The following is a 17427-nucleotide window of genomic DNA, read 5'->3' as shown; positions in this document are numbered from 1 at the left end:
GTCACCCGAGGACCGCAACCCTCGGTGACGCCCGCCGCCCGGCGGCTCCACAGACCTGAAGGAGACCCGTGTCCACCACCCCCCTGCTGGAACTACGTGGGATCGACAAGAGCTTCGGGCCGGTCCAGGTCCTGCGGGACGTGGCCTTCTCCGCCCACCCGGGGGAGGTGACCGCCCTGGTCGGCGACAACGGCGCCGGCAAGTCGACCCTGGTCAAGTGCATCAGCGGCATCTACTCGACCGACGCCGGTCAGTTTCTCTTCGAGGGCCGGCCGGTCACCATCAACAGCCCCCGCGACGCCGCCGCCCTCGGCATCGAGGTCGTCTACCAGGACCTCGCGCTCTGCGACAACCTCGACATCGTGCAGAACATGTTCCTCGGCCGGGAGAAGCGCAGCGGCATCGTGCTCGACGAGCCGACCATGGAGCAGATGGCCGCCGAGACCCTGGCCGGGTTGAACGTCCGGACGGTGAAGTCGCTGCGTCAGCACGTCTCCAGCCTCTCCGGCGGCCAGCGCCAGACCGTGGCGATCGCCAAGGCGGTGCTCTGGAACAGCAAGCTGGTGATCCTGGACGAGCCGACCGCCGCGCTCGGCGTCGCCCAGACCGCCCAGGTGCTCGAACTGGTCCGGCGGCTCGCCGACAACGGCCTGGCCGTCGTGCTCATCTCGCACAACATGAACGACGTCTTCGCGGTCTCCGACCGGATCGCCGCGCTCTACCTCGGGCAGATGGTCGCCCAGGTGAAGACCACCGACATCACCCACGCCCAGGTGGTCGAGCTGATCACCGCCGGCCGGTCCGGCGCGCTCGGCCTGGCGACCGGCAACGGCGCGCAGCCCCCCGACAACGGCACGTCCGCCGACAGCACCCCAGGAGCGCTCCGATGACCAACACCGCCGTGCGTAAGGTCGGTCCGGTGGCGGTCACCGGGACGCCGACCGTGGGCGGCCACGTCCGCAACTACCTCAGCCGGGTACGCGGCGGCGACATCGGGGCGCTGCCGGCCGTCCTGGGACTGGCCGTGCTCTGCACGGTCTTCTCGATCATGCGACCGTCGTTCCTGTCGGCGCAGAACTTCGCCAACCTCTTCACCCAGGGCGCGGCGGTCACGCTGATCGCGATGGGGCTGGTCTTCGTCCTGCTGCTCGGCGAGATCGACCTCTCCGCCGGCTTCGCCAGCGGGGTCTGCGCCGCCGTGCTGGCCAACATCGTCACCAAGGCGGGCTGGCCGTGGTACGTGGCGGTGCTCGCCGCCATCGCCACCGGCCTGGTCATCGGGCTCACCCTGGGCTTCCTGGTCGCGAAGATCGGCATCCCCTCGTTCGTGGTCACCCTCGCCGCCTTCCTCGCCTTCCAGGGCATCGTGCTGCTGCTGATCAGCGGCGGCAGCAACATCTCCGTACGCGACGAGGTGCTGGTGGCGATCGCCAACCGCAACCTGACGCCGGTGCTCGGCTGGCTCCTCGTCGCCGTCGTGGTGGGCGGGTACGCGGCGGTGCAGCTCCTACGCCACCGCAAGCGGACCGCCCGGGGCCTGGTCACCGACCCGTTCCCGGTGGTGCTGGCCCGGATCGGCGGGCTGGCGGTGATCCTCGGCGTGGCGGTCTACATCCTCAACCTGGAGCGCAGCCGCAACGTCCTGATCAGCTCGCTCAAGGGCGTGCCGATCGTGGTGCCCATCATCGCGGTCCTGCTGATCTTCTGGACCTTCGTGCTCCAGCGCACCAGCTACGGGCGGCACGTCTACGCGGTCGGCGGCAACCGGGAGGCGGCCCGCCGGGCCGGTATCAACGTCGACCGGATCCGGATCTCGGTCTTCGTGATCTGCTCGACGATGGCCGCGATCGGGGGCATCGTGGCCGCCAGCCGGGCCAACTCGGTCGACCCGAACACCGGGGGCAGTAACGTACTGCTCTACGCCGTCGGCGCGGCGGTGATCGGCGGGACCAGCCTCTTCGGCGGCAAGGGGCGGGTGCTCGACGCGGTGCTCGGCGGCGCGGTGGTCGCGGTGATCGACAACGGCATGGGTCTGATGGGCTACGAGGCCGGGGTCAAGTACGTGGTCACCGGGGTCGTGCTGCTGCTCGCCGCGAGCGTCGACGCGTTCTCCCGACGACGCGCCGCCGCCACCGGCACCCGCTGACCACGTCCCTCGACCGGAGTACCAGGAGCATGCGCGCAGGACCCAGCCAGGACGAGATCCGCCGGCAGAACCTCGGCGCGCTGCTCCGCTACGTCCACGTGCACGGGGCGACCTCGCGGGCGGAACTCACCACCGCCCTCGGGTTGAACCGCAGCACCATCGGCGCGCTCACCGCCGACCTGGCCGGGGCCGGCCTGGTCAGCGAGGGCGCCCCGAAGGAGACCGGCCGGGCCGGGCGACCGTCGCTGGTCGTCCGGCCGGAGTCCGAGCGGGTCTTCGCGTACGCGTTCAGCATCGAGGTGGACCGGCTGCGGGCCGCGCGGGTCGGGCTCGGCGGCGAGGTGCTCGACTGCCGCGAGCTGCCCCGACCGCACGGTCCGGCGGCCGGGGAGGCCGCGCCGCTGCTGGCCGCGATGGTCAAGGAGATGCACCAGGGCGCGCCGGCCGGGGCGATCTGTGTCGGCGCGGGCGTGGCGGTGGCCGGCATGATCCGCCGGGACGACGGTCTGGTCCGGCTGAGCCCGACCATCGGCTGGGTCGACGAGCCGCTCGGCGAGCTGCTCAGCGCCGAGTTGGGCGGTGTGCGTCCGGTCGCGGTCGGAAACGTGGCCGACCTGGCCGTCCTGGCCGAACACGTCCGGGGGGTCGCGGTGGGCTGCGACAACGTCGTCTACCTGCACGGTGACGCGGGCGTCGGGGCCGGCATCGTCGCCGGTGGGCGGCGGGTCACCGGACACGGCGGGTACGCCGGCGAGGTCGGCCACATGGTGGTCAACCCCGGCGGCCATCCGTGCGGCTGCGGTTCCCGGGGCTGCTGGGAGACCGAGATCGGCGAGCACGCGCTGCTGCGGGCCGCCGGCCGCGACGGCGTGGAGGGGCGGGACGCCATCCTGGCCGTGGTCGACCCGGCGGCCCGCGGGGACGCCAGCGCCCAGGCCGCGGTACGCCAGGCCGGCGACTGGCTCGGGTTCGGCGTCGCCAACCTGGTCAACGTCCTCAACCCGGAGATGGTCGTCTTCGGTGGCACCCTGCGTGACCTCTACCTCGCCGCGGCGGCCCAGGTCCGCAGCCGACTCAACTCGATGGCGCTGGCCGCGTCCCGGGAACACGTCCGGCTGCGCACCCCGAAGCTGGGCGACGACGCGCCGCTGATCGGCGCGGCCGAACTGGCCTTCGAGCGACTGCTCGCCGACCCGCTCGACGTCTGACCCCGAACCGGCCCCGCCCCGTCCCACCGAATCGGGTCGCCCTGCTGCCGAGCAGGTCGTGCCGGCCAGCAGAGTTGCCGCGCAGGCGTGGGACCGAGTGCGGAAGTTCCGTGAACCATCCCACCCGAGGCAACCGTGTCTCTGGTAGACGAACGCGTTATGCGGTGTCTGGACTGGTCCACGGCAACATCCCACTACTAGGCCCTTAGGAGCCGAAATGGCAGCTTTGACTCGTATGCGCAAGACGTGGCGACCGGTCGTGGTCGGCGCTCTGGTCCTGGCCGGGTTGACCACCGCGGCGACGCCGGCAGCGGCGGCGACCACCAACCGCACCGGGCTCTGCAACAAGGGCACCGGCTTCTCGGCGACCCTGCAGTTCCCCGCGCGGGGCGGGTTCTCGAGCCATGTGGTGGAGCCGGGCAAGTGCTGGAGCATCACGCTCGCCGGCGGCAGCACCGAGCCGGTCTACGTGTACGCCCACGGCAACGGCGCGAAGGTCTTCCTCGGCTCGAAGACGATCAAGACGGGCGAGCACAACGTGTTCCGGACCAAGGGCACCTCGGTCTGGTCGGCCCAGTGGTGGTTCTCGCACAGCTGACGGCTATGGAAGCCCCGCGCGCGTCTCTGGCGCGCGCGGGGCCAGGGCGAACCGCGTAGTCGGGCGGTAAGGCTTTGAACAGGAGTGTCACCGGGCCCGCCGCAGCGGTGGCCGCTGCCACCACGTCGCCCACCGCCAGAGCCATTCCACCGGACCCTGGCGGTACCACCGCAGCCAGAGCACCGACCAGAGCCACTGGAGGGCGAGGATGGCTCCGGCGACGACGACCACCGTCCCGGCCGACCAGGTGTCCGACCCGGGAACGAGGCTGGCGACGGCCAGGACCAGGACCGTGGCGGACAGGTAGTTCGTCAGTGCCATCCGTCCCAGCGGCGCGAGGACACCGGTCAGCAGGCCACGCAGCGGGGTCCTGAGCAGCAGCAACAGTCCACACACGTAGACCCCGGCGAGCAACAGTCCCGCCGTCGGGTAGGCGATCCGGAAGATGCTCCCCTCCGGGTCCGAATCGCTGTGCAGCTGCGCCAGGACGGCGGGAACCGCACCCAGGGCGAACGCCAGTCCGAGCAGCACTGGGCCCCGCACCGCACGGTCGACCGCCTCGATCACGCCGTACCGGGTGAGCGCCGAGCCCAGCAGGAACAGTCCGGGGATCAGCGAGTACCAGCCCCCGAGGACGGTCAGGGAGAGCACGGTCAGGACGCCACCCAGCGCGGCGACCACCGCCCGGGGCAGCCACGTGGAGGGCAGGAGCACCAGCAGGCCGACCGCCGCGTACGCGGTGAGCACGTCGCCCCGCCACAGCCCCAGCAGGTGCACGAGGCCGATCAGGAGCAGCACCGACAGCCGGCGGGCCAGGACCGTCCTCGGACGATCGGTGCGCGCGCGGGCGGATCGCAGCAGCATCGAGAAGCCGATGCCGAACAGCAGCGAGAAGATCGGGAAGAACCGCTGGTCGACGAGCACGTGCAGGATGTCCGCCAGGACTGACTGCTCCGCCCCGGGGCCGGAATCGAGTTCCGTGTCCCGATGGGCGATCGGCTTCACGTTCGCCAGGAGGATGCCGCACAGCGCGAAGCCACGGAGCACGTCGAGGGCGACGATCCGCTCCCCCGCCGCTCGCGGCCCCGACGCGTCGCCGGTTGTCTGCTGACGTCTGCTCGGAGGTTGGGGACGAACGGGGGACGGCGGCGTACCTGGGCTGGTGTCGACCACGCCGACGGGGTTCGGGTCGTTCGATGGCATGGTGACCAGACTGGGCCAGGCGAGGCCGAACGCCCTCGGTCACCGGTACGGTTCCGCACGGTCGGCGTCGTACTTCTGACCGGTTCCCGCACGGGCGGGTCAGGAGCGCGGTCCGTGCCAGGAGCGCCAGAGGTCCGCGTACGAGCCGCCCCTGGCGAGCAGTTCGGCGTGCGGGCCGAGTTCGGTGATCCGCCCGTCCTCCACCACCGCCACCCGGTCGGCGTCGTGCGCGGAGAAGAGCCGGTGCGCGATCGCGATCACCGTACGGCCCTCGAGTACTGCGGCGAGCGAGCGTTCCAGGCGCCGCGCGGCACGCGGGTCGATCAGCGAGGTCGCCTCGTCCAGCACCAGGGTGTGTGGATCGGCCAGCACCAGCCGGGCCAGCGCGAGCTGCTGCGCCTGCGCGGCGGTGAGCGGGTGCCCACCCGCGCCGACCACGGTGGCCAGCCCGTCCGGCAGGGCGTCGGTCCAGTCCAGCGCGTCGACCGCGGCCAGCGCCGCCCGGACGTCCGCGTCGGTGGCGGACGGCCGGACCATCGCCACGTTCTCCCGCAGCGTGCCGATGAAGACGTGGTGCTCCTGGGTGACCAGGGCGACGTGCCGGCGCAGCTCGGTCAGGGGCAGTCCGGTCAGCGGCCGGCCGTCGACGGTGACCGCGCCGAGGCGGGCGGTGTGCACCCCGGCGAGCAGCCGGCCCAGCGTGGACTTGCCGGCCCCGGACGGGCCGACCATGGCCAGCCGCTCGCCCGGCTCCGGCACCAGGGTCACGCCGTGCAGCACGTCCCGCCCCTCACGGTAGGCGAACGTGACGTCCCGGGCGGCGAGCCGCCCGGTGCCGAGCGGATAACCCGTCCCGTCGCGGGCGGGTCCGGCCGGCGCAGCTCCAGTAGGCGCGGGGTTGGCCAGGGCGAAGTCGGCCGGCGCGGGGTCGGCCGGCGCGGCCACGCCGAGCAGTCGGGCCAGTGACGCCCCGCCGATCTGGAGTTCGTCCAGCCAGGCGAGCAGCCGGTCGACCGGCTCGATGAGCTGCTGCGCGTAGAGGGTGGCCGCGGTGACCTGTCCGAGGCTGACCCAGCCCTCCAGGTAGAACCAGCCGCCGACGACCAGGGTCGTCACCACCGGCACCAGGTACCCGATCTCGGTGACCGGGAAGAAGATCGTCCGCAGCCAGAGCGTGTACCGCTCGGCCGCGTACGACCGGCGGATGTCGGCGTCGGTGCGGGCCCGCCGCCGCGCCTCCTGCCGCAGCGCCTCGGTGGTCCGCGAACCCTCGACGGTCTCGCTGATCCCGTCGGTGATGTCCGAGTAGGCGGCGTTCTCCCGCAGGTAGCCGGCGGTGGCCCGGCGCAGGTACCAGCGGGTGCCGGCGACCAGCACCGGCACGGCGACCAGGCAGGGCAGCACCAGCAGCGGGCCGACCAGCAGCAGCGCCCCGAGGACGAACCCGGCGGTGACCACCGCGATCAGCGTTTCGGGCACCGCGAGTCGCACCGTCCGGGACAGCGCGGAGACGTCCCGGGAGGTCCGGGTGAGCAGGTCGCCGGTGCCGGCCCGTTCCACCGTGGCCAGCGGCAGGGCCAGGATCCGGTCGACGAACTCCTCCCGCAGCGCGGCGAGCACCCGCTCCCCGAGCCGCGCCGAGGCGATGTGCGCGAGGCGCAGCAGCACCGACTGGGCCACCACGAACCCGACGATGGCCAGCACGATCTGGTCCACCGGCGTGCTCCGGTCGCCCTGGGAGACCCCCTCGACCAGCGCGCCGAGCAGCCGTGGCCCGGCCAGCCCGGCCGCCGCGGCCAACCCGTGCAGGGCGAGGGCGGTGGTCAGCGCGCCGGGGTGTCGGCGGGCCAGCGTACGGGCGTACCGGCGGACCTGCGCCGCGTTCGCGACCGGCAGGGCGGTGGCCATCAGCTCTCCCCCCGGCTGACCGTCGCCGCGTACCTCGGTTCGGTGGACGACAGTTCCTCGTGCCGGCCCTCGGCGACCACCTTGCCGTCCTCCACGAAGACCACGTGATCGGCCCGGCCGAGCACCAGTGGACTGCTGGTGCAGACCAGCGTGGTCCGGCCGGACCGGGCCGCACCGAGCCGGGCCGCGATCCGCGCCTCGGTGTGCGCGTCCACCGCGCTGGTCGGCTCCACCAGCAGCAGGATCTCCGGGTCGGCGACCAGGGCCCGGGCCAGCCGCAGGCGCTGCTGCTGACCGCCGGAGAACTCCCGGCCCCGCTCGGCCACCAGGCTGTCCAGGCCGTCCGGCAGCGCCGCCACGATGTCGGTCGCGCTCGCCGCCGTCAGCGCCGCCGTGATCGCGGCGTCGTCGGCGGCGTCGTGCGGGTCCAGCTCCGCCCGGAGCACGCCGGTGAAGAGGTGCGCGTCGTTGTCGGCCACCAGGATCCGCTCCCGCACCGTCGCCAGCGCCAGGTCCCGCAGCGGTACGCCGTGCAGCGTCACGTCCGAGTCCACGTACCGGCCGAGCCGGTCGGTGATCGCGACGGCGTCGGCGGGCTCGGCGGCGACCAGCGCGGTGACCCGGCCGGGCCGGACCACCAGCCCGGAGGCGGGGTCGACCAGTTCCCCCGGCCCGGCCGGCAGCGGAACGGGGTGGGCCGGGTCGGTCAGCTCCGGAGCCTGCCGGAGCAGGTCGACCACCCGGCGGGCCGCCACGTGCCCCCGGGTGAGCTGGTCGATCGTCTCGGTGATGGTGCGCAGCGGGGTGACCAGGAACGCGGTGTAGCCGTAGAAGGCGACGAGCTGGCCGGCGCTGATCTCGCCGCGCAACGCGAACCGGGCGCCGAGCCAGGTGACCAGGGCGAGGAAGAGACCGGGCAGCAGGATCTGCACCGCCGCCAGCAGCGAGTCGACCCGGGCCACCCGTACCCCCTCGGCGCGCAGCGCCTGGGACTCGGTCCGGTAGCCCGCCGCGAGCATCTGCTCGCCGCCCACGCCGCGCAGCACCCGCAGGCCGCGCACGATGTCCCCGACCCGGGTGGTCAGCCTGGACTCCTGGTCGCGGTAGGCGCGCTGGCGCCGGTGCAACGGCCGGATGAGCAGCCCGACCGTCGCCATCAGCACCGGCACGCCGAGCACCACCACCAGGCCGAGCGGCAGGGAGGCGGTCAGCAGGATCACCGTGATGGTGACCAGGGCGACCACCGCGCCGCTGCCCCGGGCCAGGATCTCCATCGCCGAGCCGATCTGCCCGATGTCCGACGTGCCGATGCTGACCACCTCACCGGCCGCGACCCGTCGGGGCAGGGTGGCGCCGAGCCGGTTCGCCGCCCCGACGGTGAGCTGCACGGTGCGGTACGCGGCGGCGAGCCAGTTGTACACCGCGCAGCGGTGCCGCAAAACGCCGGCGACCGCCTGGACCACCCCCAGCCCGAGCAGCACCGACCCCCAGGTGACCAGGGCCCGTGGGTCACGGGCGGTGAGGCCGGTGTCGATGGCCTTGCCGATGGCCGCCGGGGCGAGGGCCTGGGCCACCATCCAGACGACGCCGAGCAGGACGCCGGTGACCAGGGTCGGGCGGCTGCGGTTGGCCAGCCAGACCAGGAAACGGACGGCCGACCGGGAGTCGGGGATGCCGGGATCGCCGGCGGGCAGGGAACGCATAACAGGACGAACCTAGGCGACAAACACGGAACGCGCCCGTCACGTTACCCAGCGAACACCCGGCGTGTCAGCGGTCTACCTGCGTGAAGTCCCAGGAGTGGGCGGGCCGGGCGACCAACGTCGGCGGCGGCTCGGGCAGCGAGTGGGGCGAGTTGCGCCACTTCGAGATGACCACCACCCGGTGGTCGGTGGAGGTGAAGACCTCGCTGGACAGGTGCAGCGGGTCGTGCTCGAACTCCGGCAGCACGATGTCGCAGACCCAGGCCAGCAGGTCGGCGAAGCCGTACGGCTCGGCGCGGGCCTCCCACATCCGTACGATCACGTCGCCCGTCCCCTCTGCCTCCGGTGGAAGGTCACTCGCTGACCCTGGTCAGCGGCATGGCCGAATCGGCGGGCAGGTCGAGCCGGCTCGGCGCGACCCCGGCGGCGACCAGGTGCGAGCCCAGCGCGGCGACCATCGCACCGTTGTCCGTGCACAGCTTCGGCCGGGGCACCCGGACCCGGATCCCGTGCTTCGCGGCCCGGTGCTCGGCCATCGCCCGCAGCCGCGAGTTGGCGGCCACTCCCCCGCCGATGACCAGCGTGTCCACCCCGTGCGACCGGCAGGCGTCCAGCGCCTTGGTCACCAGCACGTCGCAGACCGCCTCCTGGAACGACGCCGCCACGTCGGCGACCGGCACCGGCTCGCCGGCCCGCTGCCGGGCCTCCACCCAGCGGGCCACCGCCGTCTTCAGCCCGGAGAAGGAGAAGTCGTACCGGTGTGCGGCGAGATCCTTGGCGGCGGTGAGCCCACGCGGGAAGGCGATCGACGCCGGGTCGCCGGCCCGGGCCTCCCGGTCGACGTACGGGCCACCGGGGAAGGGCAGGCCGAGCAGGCGGGCCACCTTGTCGAACGCCTCACCGGCCGCGTCGTCGATGGTCGCGCCGAGCGGCGTCACCCCCCGGGCCAGGTCGTCGACGAGCAACAGGGAGGAGTGCCCGCCGGAGACCAGCAGGGCGACCGCCGGCTCGGGCAGCGGACCGTGCTCCAGGGTGTCCACCGCGACGTGCGCGGCGAGGTGGTTCACCCCGTACACCGGCTTCTCGGCGGCCAGCGCGTAGCCCTTGGCGGCGGCCACGCCGACCAGCAGCGCGCCGGCCAGGCCGGGACCGGAGGTGACCGCGATCGCGTCGATGTCGGCGAGGGTCACCCCGGCCTCGGTGAGCGCCCGTTCCATGGTGGGGACGATCGCCTCCAGGTGGGCGCGGCTGGCCACCTCGGGCACCACGCCACCGAACCGGGCGTGCTGCTCCACGCTGGAGGCGAGCGCGTCGGCCAGCAGGGTGTGGCCCCGGACGATGCCCACGCCGGTCTCGTCGCAGGAGGTCTCGATGCCGAGGATCAGCGGTTCGTCAGCCATCGCGTGTCGTCAGTCCCTGCTGTTCGTCATTCGCTGGTGCGCCGCATGACCAGCGCGTCGGTGTTGGACGGTTGGTAGTAGCCGCGCCGGACGCCGATCGGCTCGAAGTCGTACCCGGCGTAGAGCTTCTGGGCCGGACCGTTGTCCACCGCGACCTCCAGCAGCACGTCCCGGACGCCCCGCGCGTCGGCCTCGGTGAGCAACGCCTCCAGCAGGGCCCGGCCGACCCCGCGCCGCTGGGCGTCCCGCCGGACCGCGATGTTCTGCACCCACGCCTCGTCCGGCCCCGCCACGGCGAGCCCGGCATAGCCGAGCACGTCGGCTCCGGGGCCCGGGGCGGTGGCGTCAGCGATGGCGGAGCCAGTGTCGGCGGAGTCGACGCCTGTGGCGGTGTCGACGCCGGTGGCGGTGGCCGAGCCGGTGGCGGGGCCAGCGCCCGTGGCGGTGGCGGGGTCGACGGCGACCAGGTAGTGGTGCCGGTTGGCCAGCTCGTTCCAGAACATCGCCGCCGACCACTGCTCGGCGCCGAAGAGGTCGGCCTCGATCGGCAGCACCGCGTCGATGTGCCACCAGCGGAACCGGCCGATGCGGATGGGCCCCGCCTCCCCGCCCGCCGTCACGCCTGTGGTCCCGGCAGCACCGGCTTGCGGGCAGTCGCCGCCACCGCGTCCGGTCGGCGCAGGTAGAGCGGGGTGAGCCGCTCGCTGGGGGCACCGGCCCGGACCCGCTCGGCAGCCAGCCCGGCCAGCCCGGCGGCCGACGGGTAACGTGGCTCGGAGCGCAGCGGCAGGCCGAGCACGTCGGCGTAGCGGTGCGCGCCGTCGCCGACCATGGCGGTGACCCCGAGGTCACGGGCCCGCTCGGCGGCGACCGCCGGGACGTCGACGTTCGGTCCGGCGATCCGCTCGCCCGCCCCGTCGTACACCGCCCAGTAGACCTCCCGGCGGCGCGCGTCGCTGGCAGCCAGCACCGGTTCACCGGCGGCCGCCGGGTGGCCGATGGCGTCCAGCGAGCAGACCCCGTACGTGGGAATGCCGAGCGCCTGGCCCATGGTGGCGGCGGTGATCAGCCCGACCCGCAGCCCGGTGAACGGCCCCGGCCCGAGCCCGGCGACGATCGCCGCCAGGTCGGTGGTGCGGGCGCCCACCTCGGCGAGGGCCGCCGCGACCTGCGGCGCGAGCAGTTCGCCATGGGCCCGGGCGTCGACGGTGCAGCGCTCCACCCGGAGCCTGACGCCGTCCGCCGTGATCTCCGCCAGCGCGGCGGTCACCGCCGGAGTCGAGGAGTCCACCACCAGTACGAGCACGTGCCCACCCTAGTCGGGCCCGCCGCCGCCCCCACGCCGACTCGTCAGCCGGCGGACCGCTCCCAGTCGACGGTGGGCAGGCCGGCGTCGGCGAGGGCCTTGTTCGCCGCGCTGAACGGACGACTGCCCAGGAAGCCGCGCGGGTTCATCGGGCTGGGGTGGCCGGCCTCCAGCACCACGTGCTGCGGGTTGGTGACCAGCGCCGCCTTCTTGCGGGCGTACCCGCCCCAGAGCATGAAGACCACCCGGTGGTCCAGCGCGTCGAGGGCCCGGATGGTGGCGTCGGTGAACTCCTCCCACCCCTTGTTGCCGTGCGAGCCCGGCGTCGCCTGCCGGACGGTCAGCACCGCGTTGAGCAGCAGCACGCCCTGGGCCGCCCAGCCGTCGAGGTTGCCGCTGCGCGGCTTCGCCACGCCGAGGTCCTCGCTCATCTCCTTGAAGACGTTGCGCAGCGACGGCGGCACACTCACGCCGTCCCGGACGCTGAAGCTGAGCCCGTGCGCCTGCCCGGCCTTGTGGTACGGGTCCTGCCCGAGGATCAGCACCCGGCAGTCCTGCGGAGCGCAGTGCCGGTACGCCGAGAAGAGGTCCTCGACCGGCGGGAAGACCGTCTGGGTGGCGTACTCGCCGGCGACGAACTCGCCGAGCGCGGCCGTACGGGCCGGGTCGAGGTGCGGGGTGAGCACGCCACGCCACGCCTCCGGCAGCAGGTCGAGCAGGGCGAGGGTCGGCACGTCCGCGGGCATGGGCCACCTTTCGTCGAGCGGTCGGCTCTGAACACCGACCAGATCGCTACTTCTACCAGTCCGCACCGACAGTTCCCACCCCGGCCGGCCCGGCAGAGCCGGACGCGATCCCACCCGGCCGGTCCGGCAGAGCCCGAGGTCATCCCACCCGGCCGGCCCGGCAGAGCCCGAGATCATCCCACCCGCCGGCCCGGCCCTGCCCGGTTCGGGCCGGTTCGCCCCGTGGCGGTGGCGCACTACGCTGCGGCCACCTCACGAAAGGATCCTTGATGCGCAAAACCCTGCTGCCCCTCCTGGCCGTCGCCCTGTTCACCGGGCTGGCCTGCGGCTTTGGCGGCGAGACCGGTTCCAGCAGCGGGACGAAGAGCACCGACCAGGCGACCAGCGCACCCCAGCCGGACGACGACAACGACGCCGTCGACGCCACCCCGGCCGCCGCGCCGAGCAGCAAGCCGAGCAGCAAGCCGCCGGCGCAGGTCAAGCCGCTCACCTGCAAGCAGTTGGAGACCGCGCGGCTCGGGAGCGCGGCCCAGCCGTACAACGGTTATCGCGACCCGATCCCGCTGCTCGACGGGCTCTGGTCCGGCGAGGACGGCGTGGTCGTCCAGTTGCAGTGGCCGTGCGCGATCGGCGAGCTGACCGGCGACGGCGCCGCCGACGCCGTGGTCCCGGTGCTGATGGACGGTGGGGGCACCGGCAAGTTCTGGCAGCTCGCGATGTTCCGCAACGTCGACGGCAGGCCGGCGTACCTGACCATGGTCGACATCGGGGACCGGACCCCGATCGAGAAGGTGATGATCAGTGCCGGGCAGGCGAGAGTGGAGTTCCTGAAGCGCCCTGACGACCCGTCGGCGGCGGCGGACGTGGTCCGCCGGACCTCCGTGTACCGGCTCGACGGGAACAACCTCGTGGAGATCGGCTACTTCGACGACCCCGCCTGAGGCGTCCCGCCGCGAGGGTGGGGCTACCGTCCGGGCGGCCAGCCCCACCTGACCACGCTTCCTCGACCTGCTGCGCTGACCGGCACCGGCAGCCCCGCCTCACTCCGGCAACCACGGAGTTGACGACGGCCACGTCCCGACCCGCCTTATCAGGCTTCAGTTGACGCTCGACAGTCCCGGTCCGGACGAAGGTTTCCGCCTAAGCGTGCCCGCCGCCCTCCATCCGGGCGACGACGGGCACTGGGATTGGATCAGAGGTGCCCGATGTCGTTGAAGCAGACCAGGGCGGGAGGTCGGTTGGTGTCCCACCGCACGATCGTCAACCCGCAGTTCTCCTGGTTGAGGCTCATCCAGCGCCACGTGGGAGCGTCCAGGACGTGCCGGACGAACCAACCGATCACGAAGTTATGCGTGACCACGAGTTCATACCGGTCCTCGGCGCTGTCGGCACCGAAGTGGTCTACAGCGGCCCGTAGGCCGACAGCGTCCTCGTCGGGCTGTGGTGCATGGTCGAGAACGTCATCCGCCAGCCGCCGGCCGAGCCGATCCGCCTGCCGACGGCCCCGTTCGGAGAGGCCGCCATCTGTCGAATGACCGAGCGCTGGGTCCTGCTCACCATGGCGGACCAGATACAGGAGCGTGCGAGCCACCGTAGTTGACCTCCGGTCGTGTCGATGCTTACACAGGCATGTCGAACGTCGGGTGGGCCCCGGTGTCGGGCATCAGCCGACGGAGGACATGCCGAAGACGTAGGACGGCGCGGGCCGAGCCACTCGCGGGCACCCTGTGTCGTCATCGGTTTCGAGCGCAGGTCGGGTCCGCGCGAGTCAGGTTCGCGCTGTACGGCGGAACGTCGTTGGGCTGGGCACCGGTGCCGACATCCGTAAAATAGTCCTGTCATAGCGTTACTTCTGGAGGCCTGATGGTTCGGACCCTCACGGCGGCGGTTCACCAGGAAGAAGACTGGTACGTCGCCCGCTGCCTGGAACTCGACGTGGCCAGTCAGGGCGGAACGCTCGAGGAGGCGCTGACGAACCTGCGCGAGGCCGTCGAGGTCTACCTGGACGAGGTGTCCCAGCCAACGATCGAGGCAACGCCCCTGGTGACGTCCTTCCAGGTGGGAAGGGCTGCGTGAGTCCCGCCCTCGCCGACCTTCCGCTTCGCAAGGTGCTGGACGCGCTCAAGCAGGCCGAGTTCGATCATGTACGGACCAAGGGCAGTCATGCCGTCTACCGGAATCCCGCCGGCAACGTGGTCGTGGTCCCGCAGCACGGCACGATCAAGCGGGGCACCCTGGCCTCGATACTCCGCCAGGCCGGTCTGACCCCGGCGGAGTTCCTCGACTTGCTGCGCTGAGTCCGTCCGGCGGCCCGGCCCGCACCGGCGGCGCGTTCAGAGCCGGAGCCGGGTCAGTCGGTCGGGCCAGGTGCCGCCGACGGCGACCAGCTCGGCGGTACGGCTGTCGTCCTCGTGACGGTCGAGCCGGATGTGCAGGTGGGACTCGGTCAGGTGCTCGGCCAGGCCCTCCCCCCACTCGACCACGGTGACCGAGTCGTCCAGCGAGGCGTCCAGGTCGAGGTCGTCGATCTCGGCGCGCGGGTCGGTGGCGTCACCCAGGCGGTACGCGTCGGCGTGCACCAGGCCGACCGTGCCGCCGCGCGCCGGATCGGGCCGGTGCGCCCGAGCGATCACGAAGGTCGGCGAGGTGATGTCGCCCAGCACCCCGAGACCCGCGCCGATGCCCTGGGTGAGCGCGGTCTTGCCGGCCCCGAGCGGCCCGGTGAGCAGCACCAGGTCACCGGCGCGGAGCAGCCCGGCGAGCCGGCGGCCGAAGGCGTGCGTGTCGGCCAGGGTGGGCAGCTCCACGACGACTGACGCTGTCCCTACACCGCTCACAGTCGCTCCAGGAAGTCCGTCAGGGCGGCGTTGACCTCGTCCGCGTGCTCCAGCATCACCACGTGCCCGCTGTCCGGGATCCGGACGAACTCGGCGTGCGGCAGTCGGCGCACGATCTCCTCCGAGTGGGTCACCGGCGTGATCATGTCCTTCTCGCCCGCCACCACGAGCACCGGGGTGCCGGCCAGCGCGGCGAGCGCCGGATAGCGGGCGTGGGTGGCCAGGGTACGCAGGTAGCGGGTGACCGTGTCGGCCGAGGTACGCGAGTTCATCTCCTCCACGTATGACACCAGGGCCGGGCTCGGCTTCGGGGTGCCGAAGCCGTACCGGCGGGTGAGCAGCCAGGCCACGTTCGAGGTGGAGCGGCGGGCCTTGTCGATGATGGTGCCGCCGTACCGGGTGGTGGTGTTGACCATGTAGAGCACCGGCGGGCCGACCCGGCCGAGCAGCGCCGGAGCGACCAGCTTGGTCTCGGCGAGCAGTCCGCCGGAGGTGGCCATCAGCACCGTCCCGACCACCCGGTCGCCGAACATCTCCGGGTACAGCTCGGCGAACGCCATGATGGTCATGCCGCCCATCGAGTGCCCAACCAGCACCAGCGGCCCCTCCGGGGTGGTCCGGTCGATCACCCGCCGCAGCGCGTGGCCGAGCGCGGTCAGGTCGTACTCGCCGCTCTCCAGCTTGCCGGAGCGGCCGTGACCGGGCTGGTCGTACGCGACGACGCGGTGCTCACCCCGCTGGGCGAGCAGTTTGCGCTGGAAGTGGAAGGTCCCCATGTCCAGGCAGAACCCGTGCACCAGGACGACAGTGGGCCGCCCGGCACCGGATCTGGTCGGCTCGACCACCTCCACGTGCAGGTCGGTGCCGTCGGGCAGCTCCATCCGGAACGACTCGTCGTACCGCTGCTGGCCGAAGACCTCGTCGGCGTACCGATCGGTGGGGTCGGCCTTGTACCGGCGGACCAGGACCCGTTCGGTGGCCACCCCGGCCGCGAGCCCGGCGGCGGCCACCCCGACGGCCGCGCCGACCAGTCCGGCGACCTTCCCGGCGGCGGTACGTGGCCGGGGCACCCGGCCGAGCAGCGAGGTCATGTCCGCTCGCCGTCGTACACCCGGGCGACCCGGCAGCCGCCGAACCGGGTGACGATCTCGTAGTTGATGGTGCCGACCGCCTCGGCCCAGTCGTCGGCGGTCGGCTCGCCGTCGGCGCCGCTGCCGAAGAGGGTGGCCACGTCGCCGGCCGCCACCGGGTCGTCGCCGCAGTCGACCATGAACTGGTCCATGCAGACCCGGCCGGCGACGGTCCGGTTACGCCCGGCCAGCCGAACCGGGCCGACGCCCGAGGCGTGCCGGGGTACCCCGTCGGCGTAGCCGAGCGGCACCAGGGCCAGGGTGGTCTCCCGTTCGGTGGTGTAGGTGTGCCCGTACGAGACGCCGGTCCCGGCCGGGACCCGCTTGGCGAGGGTGATCCGGGCCCGGGCGGTCATGGCGGGGCGCAGGCCGTACCGCTCGCCGGCCACCGGGGAGAGACCGTAGACCGCCAGACCGGGACGAACCAGGTCGAAGTGGGTGTCGGGCCGGGTCAGGGTGGCCGCCGAGTTCGCCAGGTGCCGGTGCCGGGGGCGCAGTCCCGCCCGCTCGACCATGTCCAGCCCCTCGTGGAAGACCGCGATCTGCCGGTCGATGGTCGGATGGCCGGGCAGGTCGGCGTAGGCGAAGTGGCTCCACACCCCGACCACCTCGACCAGACCGTCGGCCTGGGCCTTGGCGGCGGCCTCCAACAGCGCCGGCCAGTCGGCGACGGTCGCGCCGTTGCGGGAGAGCCCCGTGTCGATCTTGAGGTGCAGCCGGACCGGGCGCTCCGCCCGGCGGGCGGCGGCGGCCATCTCGTCGACCTGGGGCAGGCTGGCCGCGGAGAGGTCGACGTCGGCCAGCACCGCCTCGTGCAGCGGCAGCCCGGGGCTGAGCAGCCAGGCCAGCACCGGCGCGGTGATTCCGGCCCGGCGCAGCGTGAGCGCCTCGTCCAGGGTGCAGACCCCGAGCCAGTCCGCCCCGGCGTCCAGCGCCGCGCGGGCGGCCGGAAGCATGCCGTGCCCGTACCCGTCGGCCTTGACCACCGCCATCAGCTCGGCGCTGGTGCCGGAACGCAGCCGCGCCACGTTCTCCCGGATGGCATCAAGATCAATCCGTACCTCGGCCTGCCACATGGTCCCAGCCTACTGACCACGGTGATCAACGCGCTCCAGCGCCGCTGAAGGAGTTCCGACCGGTCCGGCCAGCACCACCAGGTCGGGCACCATGCCCGCCGGTCGCCGCCGGGTCGGCCGGCACCCCGGATCGGACGCCGCGCTCGCAGGGCACCCCCCGGGTCGC

General features: G+C 72.9%; 19 protein-coding genes. 7 read left to right on the top strand and 12 right to left on the bottom strand.

Features of this window, described 5'->3' with window-relative positions; translation table 11 throughout:
* The first annotated feature begins 68 nt into the window (after positions 1-68).
* The 4 genes from GA0074692_RS29650 to GA0074692_RS29635 all read left to right on the top strand — a co-directional run bounded on the left by GA0074692_RS29650 (position 69) and on the right by GA0074692_RS29635 (position 3952).
* A complete protein-coding gene (locus GA0074692_RS29650; RefSeq protein WP_091650440.1) occupies positions 69-890 on the top strand; it encodes an ATP-binding cassette domain-containing protein in 822 nt (273 codons plus the stop codon).
* Positions 887-2146 carry a sugar ABC transporter permease gene (locus GA0074692_RS29645; protein ID WP_091650437.1) on the top strand — a complete coding sequence of 420 codons (1260 nt, stop codon included), beginning with the start codon at positions 887-889 and terminating at the stop codon, positions 2144-2146. The genes GA0074692_RS29650 and GA0074692_RS29645 overlap by 4 nt, the downstream gene beginning before the upstream one ends.
* Positions 2147-2175: 29 nt before the next feature.
* Entirely contained in the window at positions 2176-3354 is a 1179-nt protein-coding gene (locus GA0074692_RS29640) for an ROK family protein (RefSeq protein ID WP_091650433.1), read from the top strand.
* A gap of 217 nt (positions 3355-3571) precedes the next feature.
* Complete coding sequence (locus GA0074692_RS29635) at positions 3572-3952, top strand: hypothetical protein (protein WP_141725441.1); 381 nt, start codon at positions 3572-3574, stop codon at positions 3950-3952.
* 87 nt (positions 3953-4039) lie between these two features.
* Here GA0074692_RS29635 and GA0074692_RS29630 read toward each other — a convergent pair whose 3' ends face one another.
* From GA0074692_RS29630 to ung, 8 genes are all read right to left on the bottom strand, one after another.
* Positions 4040-5155 (bottom strand): DUF418 domain-containing protein, encoded by a 1116-nt coding sequence (locus GA0074692_RS29630; protein WP_091650426.1) that lies wholly within the window; start codon positions 5153-5155, stop codon positions 4040-4042.
* Positions 5156-5254: 99 nt separating this feature from the next.
* Entirely contained in the window at positions 5255-7063 is a 1809-nt protein-coding gene (locus GA0074692_RS29625) for an ABC transporter ATP-binding protein (protein ID WP_091650423.1), read from the bottom strand.
* Positions 7063-8766, bottom strand: a complete 1704-nt coding sequence (locus GA0074692_RS29620; protein ID WP_091650419.1) for an ABC transporter ATP-binding protein — start codon at positions 8764-8766, stop codon at positions 7063-7065. The genes GA0074692_RS29625 and GA0074692_RS29620 overlap by 1 nt, the downstream gene beginning before the upstream one ends.
* Positions 8767-8833: 67 nt before the next feature.
* The gene (locus GA0074692_RS29615; RefSeq protein WP_091650416.1) at positions 8834-9088 is read right to left on the bottom strand and encodes a hypothetical protein; all 255 of its coding nucleotides are present in this window, start codon (positions 9086-9088) and stop codon (positions 8834-8836) included.
* 31 nt (positions 9089-9119) lie between these two features.
* A complete protein-coding gene (tsaD, locus tag GA0074692_RS29610) occupies positions 9120-10166 on the bottom strand; it encodes a tRNA (adenosine(37)-N6)-threonylcarbamoyltransferase complex transferase subunit TsaD (RefSeq protein WP_091650413.1) in 1047 nt (348 codons plus the stop codon).
* Positions 10167-10192: 26 nt separating this feature from the next.
* Positions 10193-10759, bottom strand: a complete 567-nt coding sequence (locus GA0074692_RS29605) for a GNAT family N-acetyltransferase (RefSeq protein WP_342672875.1) — start codon at positions 10757-10759, stop codon at positions 10193-10195.
* A gap of 23 nt (positions 10760-10782) precedes the next feature.
* Entirely contained in the window at positions 10783-11472 is a 690-nt protein-coding gene (gene tsaB, locus GA0074692_RS29600; RefSeq protein WP_091650411.1) for a tRNA (adenosine(37)-N6)-threonylcarbamoyltransferase complex dimerization subunit type 1 TsaB, read from the bottom strand.
* 44 nt (positions 11473-11516) lie between these two features.
* Positions 11517-12218, bottom strand: coding sequence for a uracil-DNA glycosylase (gene ung / locus GA0074692_RS29595; protein ID WP_091650407.1), 702 nt, complete (start codon positions 12216-12218; stop codon positions 11517-11519).
* A 269-nt stretch (positions 12219-12487) separates the two neighbouring features.
* Between ung and GA0074692_RS29590 the strand changes: the two genes are divergently transcribed.
* Complete coding sequence (locus GA0074692_RS29590) at positions 12488-13159, top strand: hypothetical protein (protein WP_091650405.1); 672 nt, start codon at positions 12488-12490, stop codon at positions 13157-13159.
* A gap of 251 nt (positions 13160-13410) precedes the next feature.
* On the opposite strand, the gene GA0074692_RS29585 is transcribed toward GA0074692_RS29590, so the two are convergent.
* The gene (locus GA0074692_RS29585) at positions 13411-13809 is read right to left on the bottom strand and encodes a histidine phosphatase family protein (RefSeq protein ID WP_091650402.1); all 399 of its coding nucleotides are present in this window, start codon (positions 13807-13809) and stop codon (positions 13411-13413) included.
* 272 nt (positions 13810-14081) lie between these two features.
* Here GA0074692_RS29585 and GA0074692_RS29580 point away from each other — a divergent pair, with 272 nt between their 5' ends.
* Both GA0074692_RS29580 and GA0074692_RS29575 read left to right on the top strand, forming a co-directional pair.
* A complete protein-coding gene (locus GA0074692_RS29580) occupies positions 14082-14294 on the top strand; it encodes a type II toxin-antitoxin system HicB family antitoxin (RefSeq protein WP_091650399.1) in 213 nt (70 codons plus the stop codon).
* Positions 14291-14515 carry a type II toxin-antitoxin system HicA family toxin gene (locus GA0074692_RS29575; RefSeq protein WP_091650396.1) on the top strand — a complete coding sequence of 75 codons (225 nt, stop codon included), beginning with the start codon at positions 14291-14293 and terminating at the stop codon, positions 14513-14515. Before GA0074692_RS29580 ends, GA0074692_RS29575 begins: the two co-directional genes overlap by 4 nt.
* Positions 14516-14551: 36 nt before the next feature.
* Here the strand turns inward: GA0074692_RS29575 and tsaE are convergent, their stop codons facing one another.
* Genes tsaE through alr form a run of 3 tightly spaced genes read right to left on the bottom strand, consistent with a single transcriptional unit; the run spans position 14552 to position 17261 of the window.
* On the bottom strand, positions 14552-15025 hold the full coding sequence (gene tsaE, locus GA0074692_RS29570; RefSeq protein ID WP_091650393.1) for a tRNA (adenosine(37)-N6)-threonylcarbamoyltransferase complex ATPase subunit type 1 TsaE: 474 nt from the start codon (positions 15023-15025) through the stop codon (positions 14552-14554).
* A 26-nt stretch (positions 15026-15051) separates the two neighbouring features.
* A complete protein-coding gene (locus tag GA0074692_RS29565) occupies positions 15052-16146 on the bottom strand; it encodes an alpha/beta fold hydrolase (RefSeq protein WP_091650390.1) in 1095 nt (364 codons plus the stop codon).
* Positions 16143-17261 carry an alanine racemase gene (alr, locus tag GA0074692_RS29560; protein ID WP_091650386.1) on the bottom strand — a complete coding sequence of 373 codons (1119 nt, stop codon included), beginning with the start codon at positions 17259-17261 and terminating at the stop codon, positions 16143-16145. The genes GA0074692_RS29565 and alr overlap by 4 nt, the downstream gene beginning before the upstream one ends.
* Positions 17262-17427 lie beyond the last annotated feature (166 nt).

The organism is Micromonospora pallida (assembly GCF_900090325.1).
Taxonomy (GTDB): Bacteria; Actinomycetota; Actinomycetes; order Mycobacteriales; family Micromonosporaceae; genus Micromonospora; species Micromonospora pallida.
This window is presented reverse-complemented; position numbering and strand designations above follow the sequence as displayed.

Coding starts and splice junctions, on each gene's coding strand:
- GA0074692_RS29645 (WP_091650437.1), top strand. CDS start 887: ATGACCAACACCGCCGTGCGTAAGGTCGGTCCGGTGGCGGTCACCGGG.
- GA0074692_RS29640 (WP_091650433.1), top strand. CDS start 2,176: ATGCGCGCAGGACCCAGCCAGGACGAGATCCGCCGGCAGAACCTCGGC.
- GA0074692_RS29635 (WP_141725441.1), top strand. CDS start 3,572: ATGGCAGCTTTGACTCGTATGCGCAAGACGTGGCGACCGGTCGTGGTC.
- GA0074692_RS29630 (WP_091650426.1), bottom strand. CDS start 5,155: ATGCCATCGAACGACCCGAACCCCGTCGGCGTGGTCGACACCAGCCCA.
- GA0074692_RS29625 (WP_091650423.1), bottom strand. CDS start 7,063: ATGGCCACCGCCCTGCCGGTCGCGAACGCGGCGCAGGTCCGCCGGTAC.
- GA0074692_RS29620 (WP_091650419.1), bottom strand. CDS start 8,766: ATGCGTTCCCTGCCCGCCGGCGATCCCGGCATCCCCGACTCCCGGTCG.
- tsaD (WP_091650413.1), bottom strand. CDS start 10,166: ATGGCTGACGAACCGCTGATCCTCGGCATCGAGACCTCCTGCGACGAG.
- ung (WP_091650407.1), bottom strand. CDS start 12,218: ATGCCCGCGGACGTGCCGACCCTCGCCCTGCTCGACCTGCTGCCGGAG.
- GA0074692_RS29590 (WP_091650405.1), top strand. CDS start 12,488: ATGCGCAAAACCCTGCTGCCCCTCCTGGCCGTCGCCCTGTTCACCGGG.
- GA0074692_RS29580 (WP_091650399.1), top strand. CDS start 14,082: ATGGTTCGGACCCTCACGGCGGCGGTTCACCAGGAAGAAGACTGGTAC.
- GA0074692_RS29565 (WP_091650390.1), bottom strand. CDS start 16,146: ATGACCTCGCTGCTCGGCCGGGTGCCCCGGCCACGTACCGCCGCCGGG.
- alr (WP_091650386.1), bottom strand. CDS start 17,261: ATGTGGCAGGCCGAGGTACGGATTGATCTTGATGCCATCCGGGAGAAC.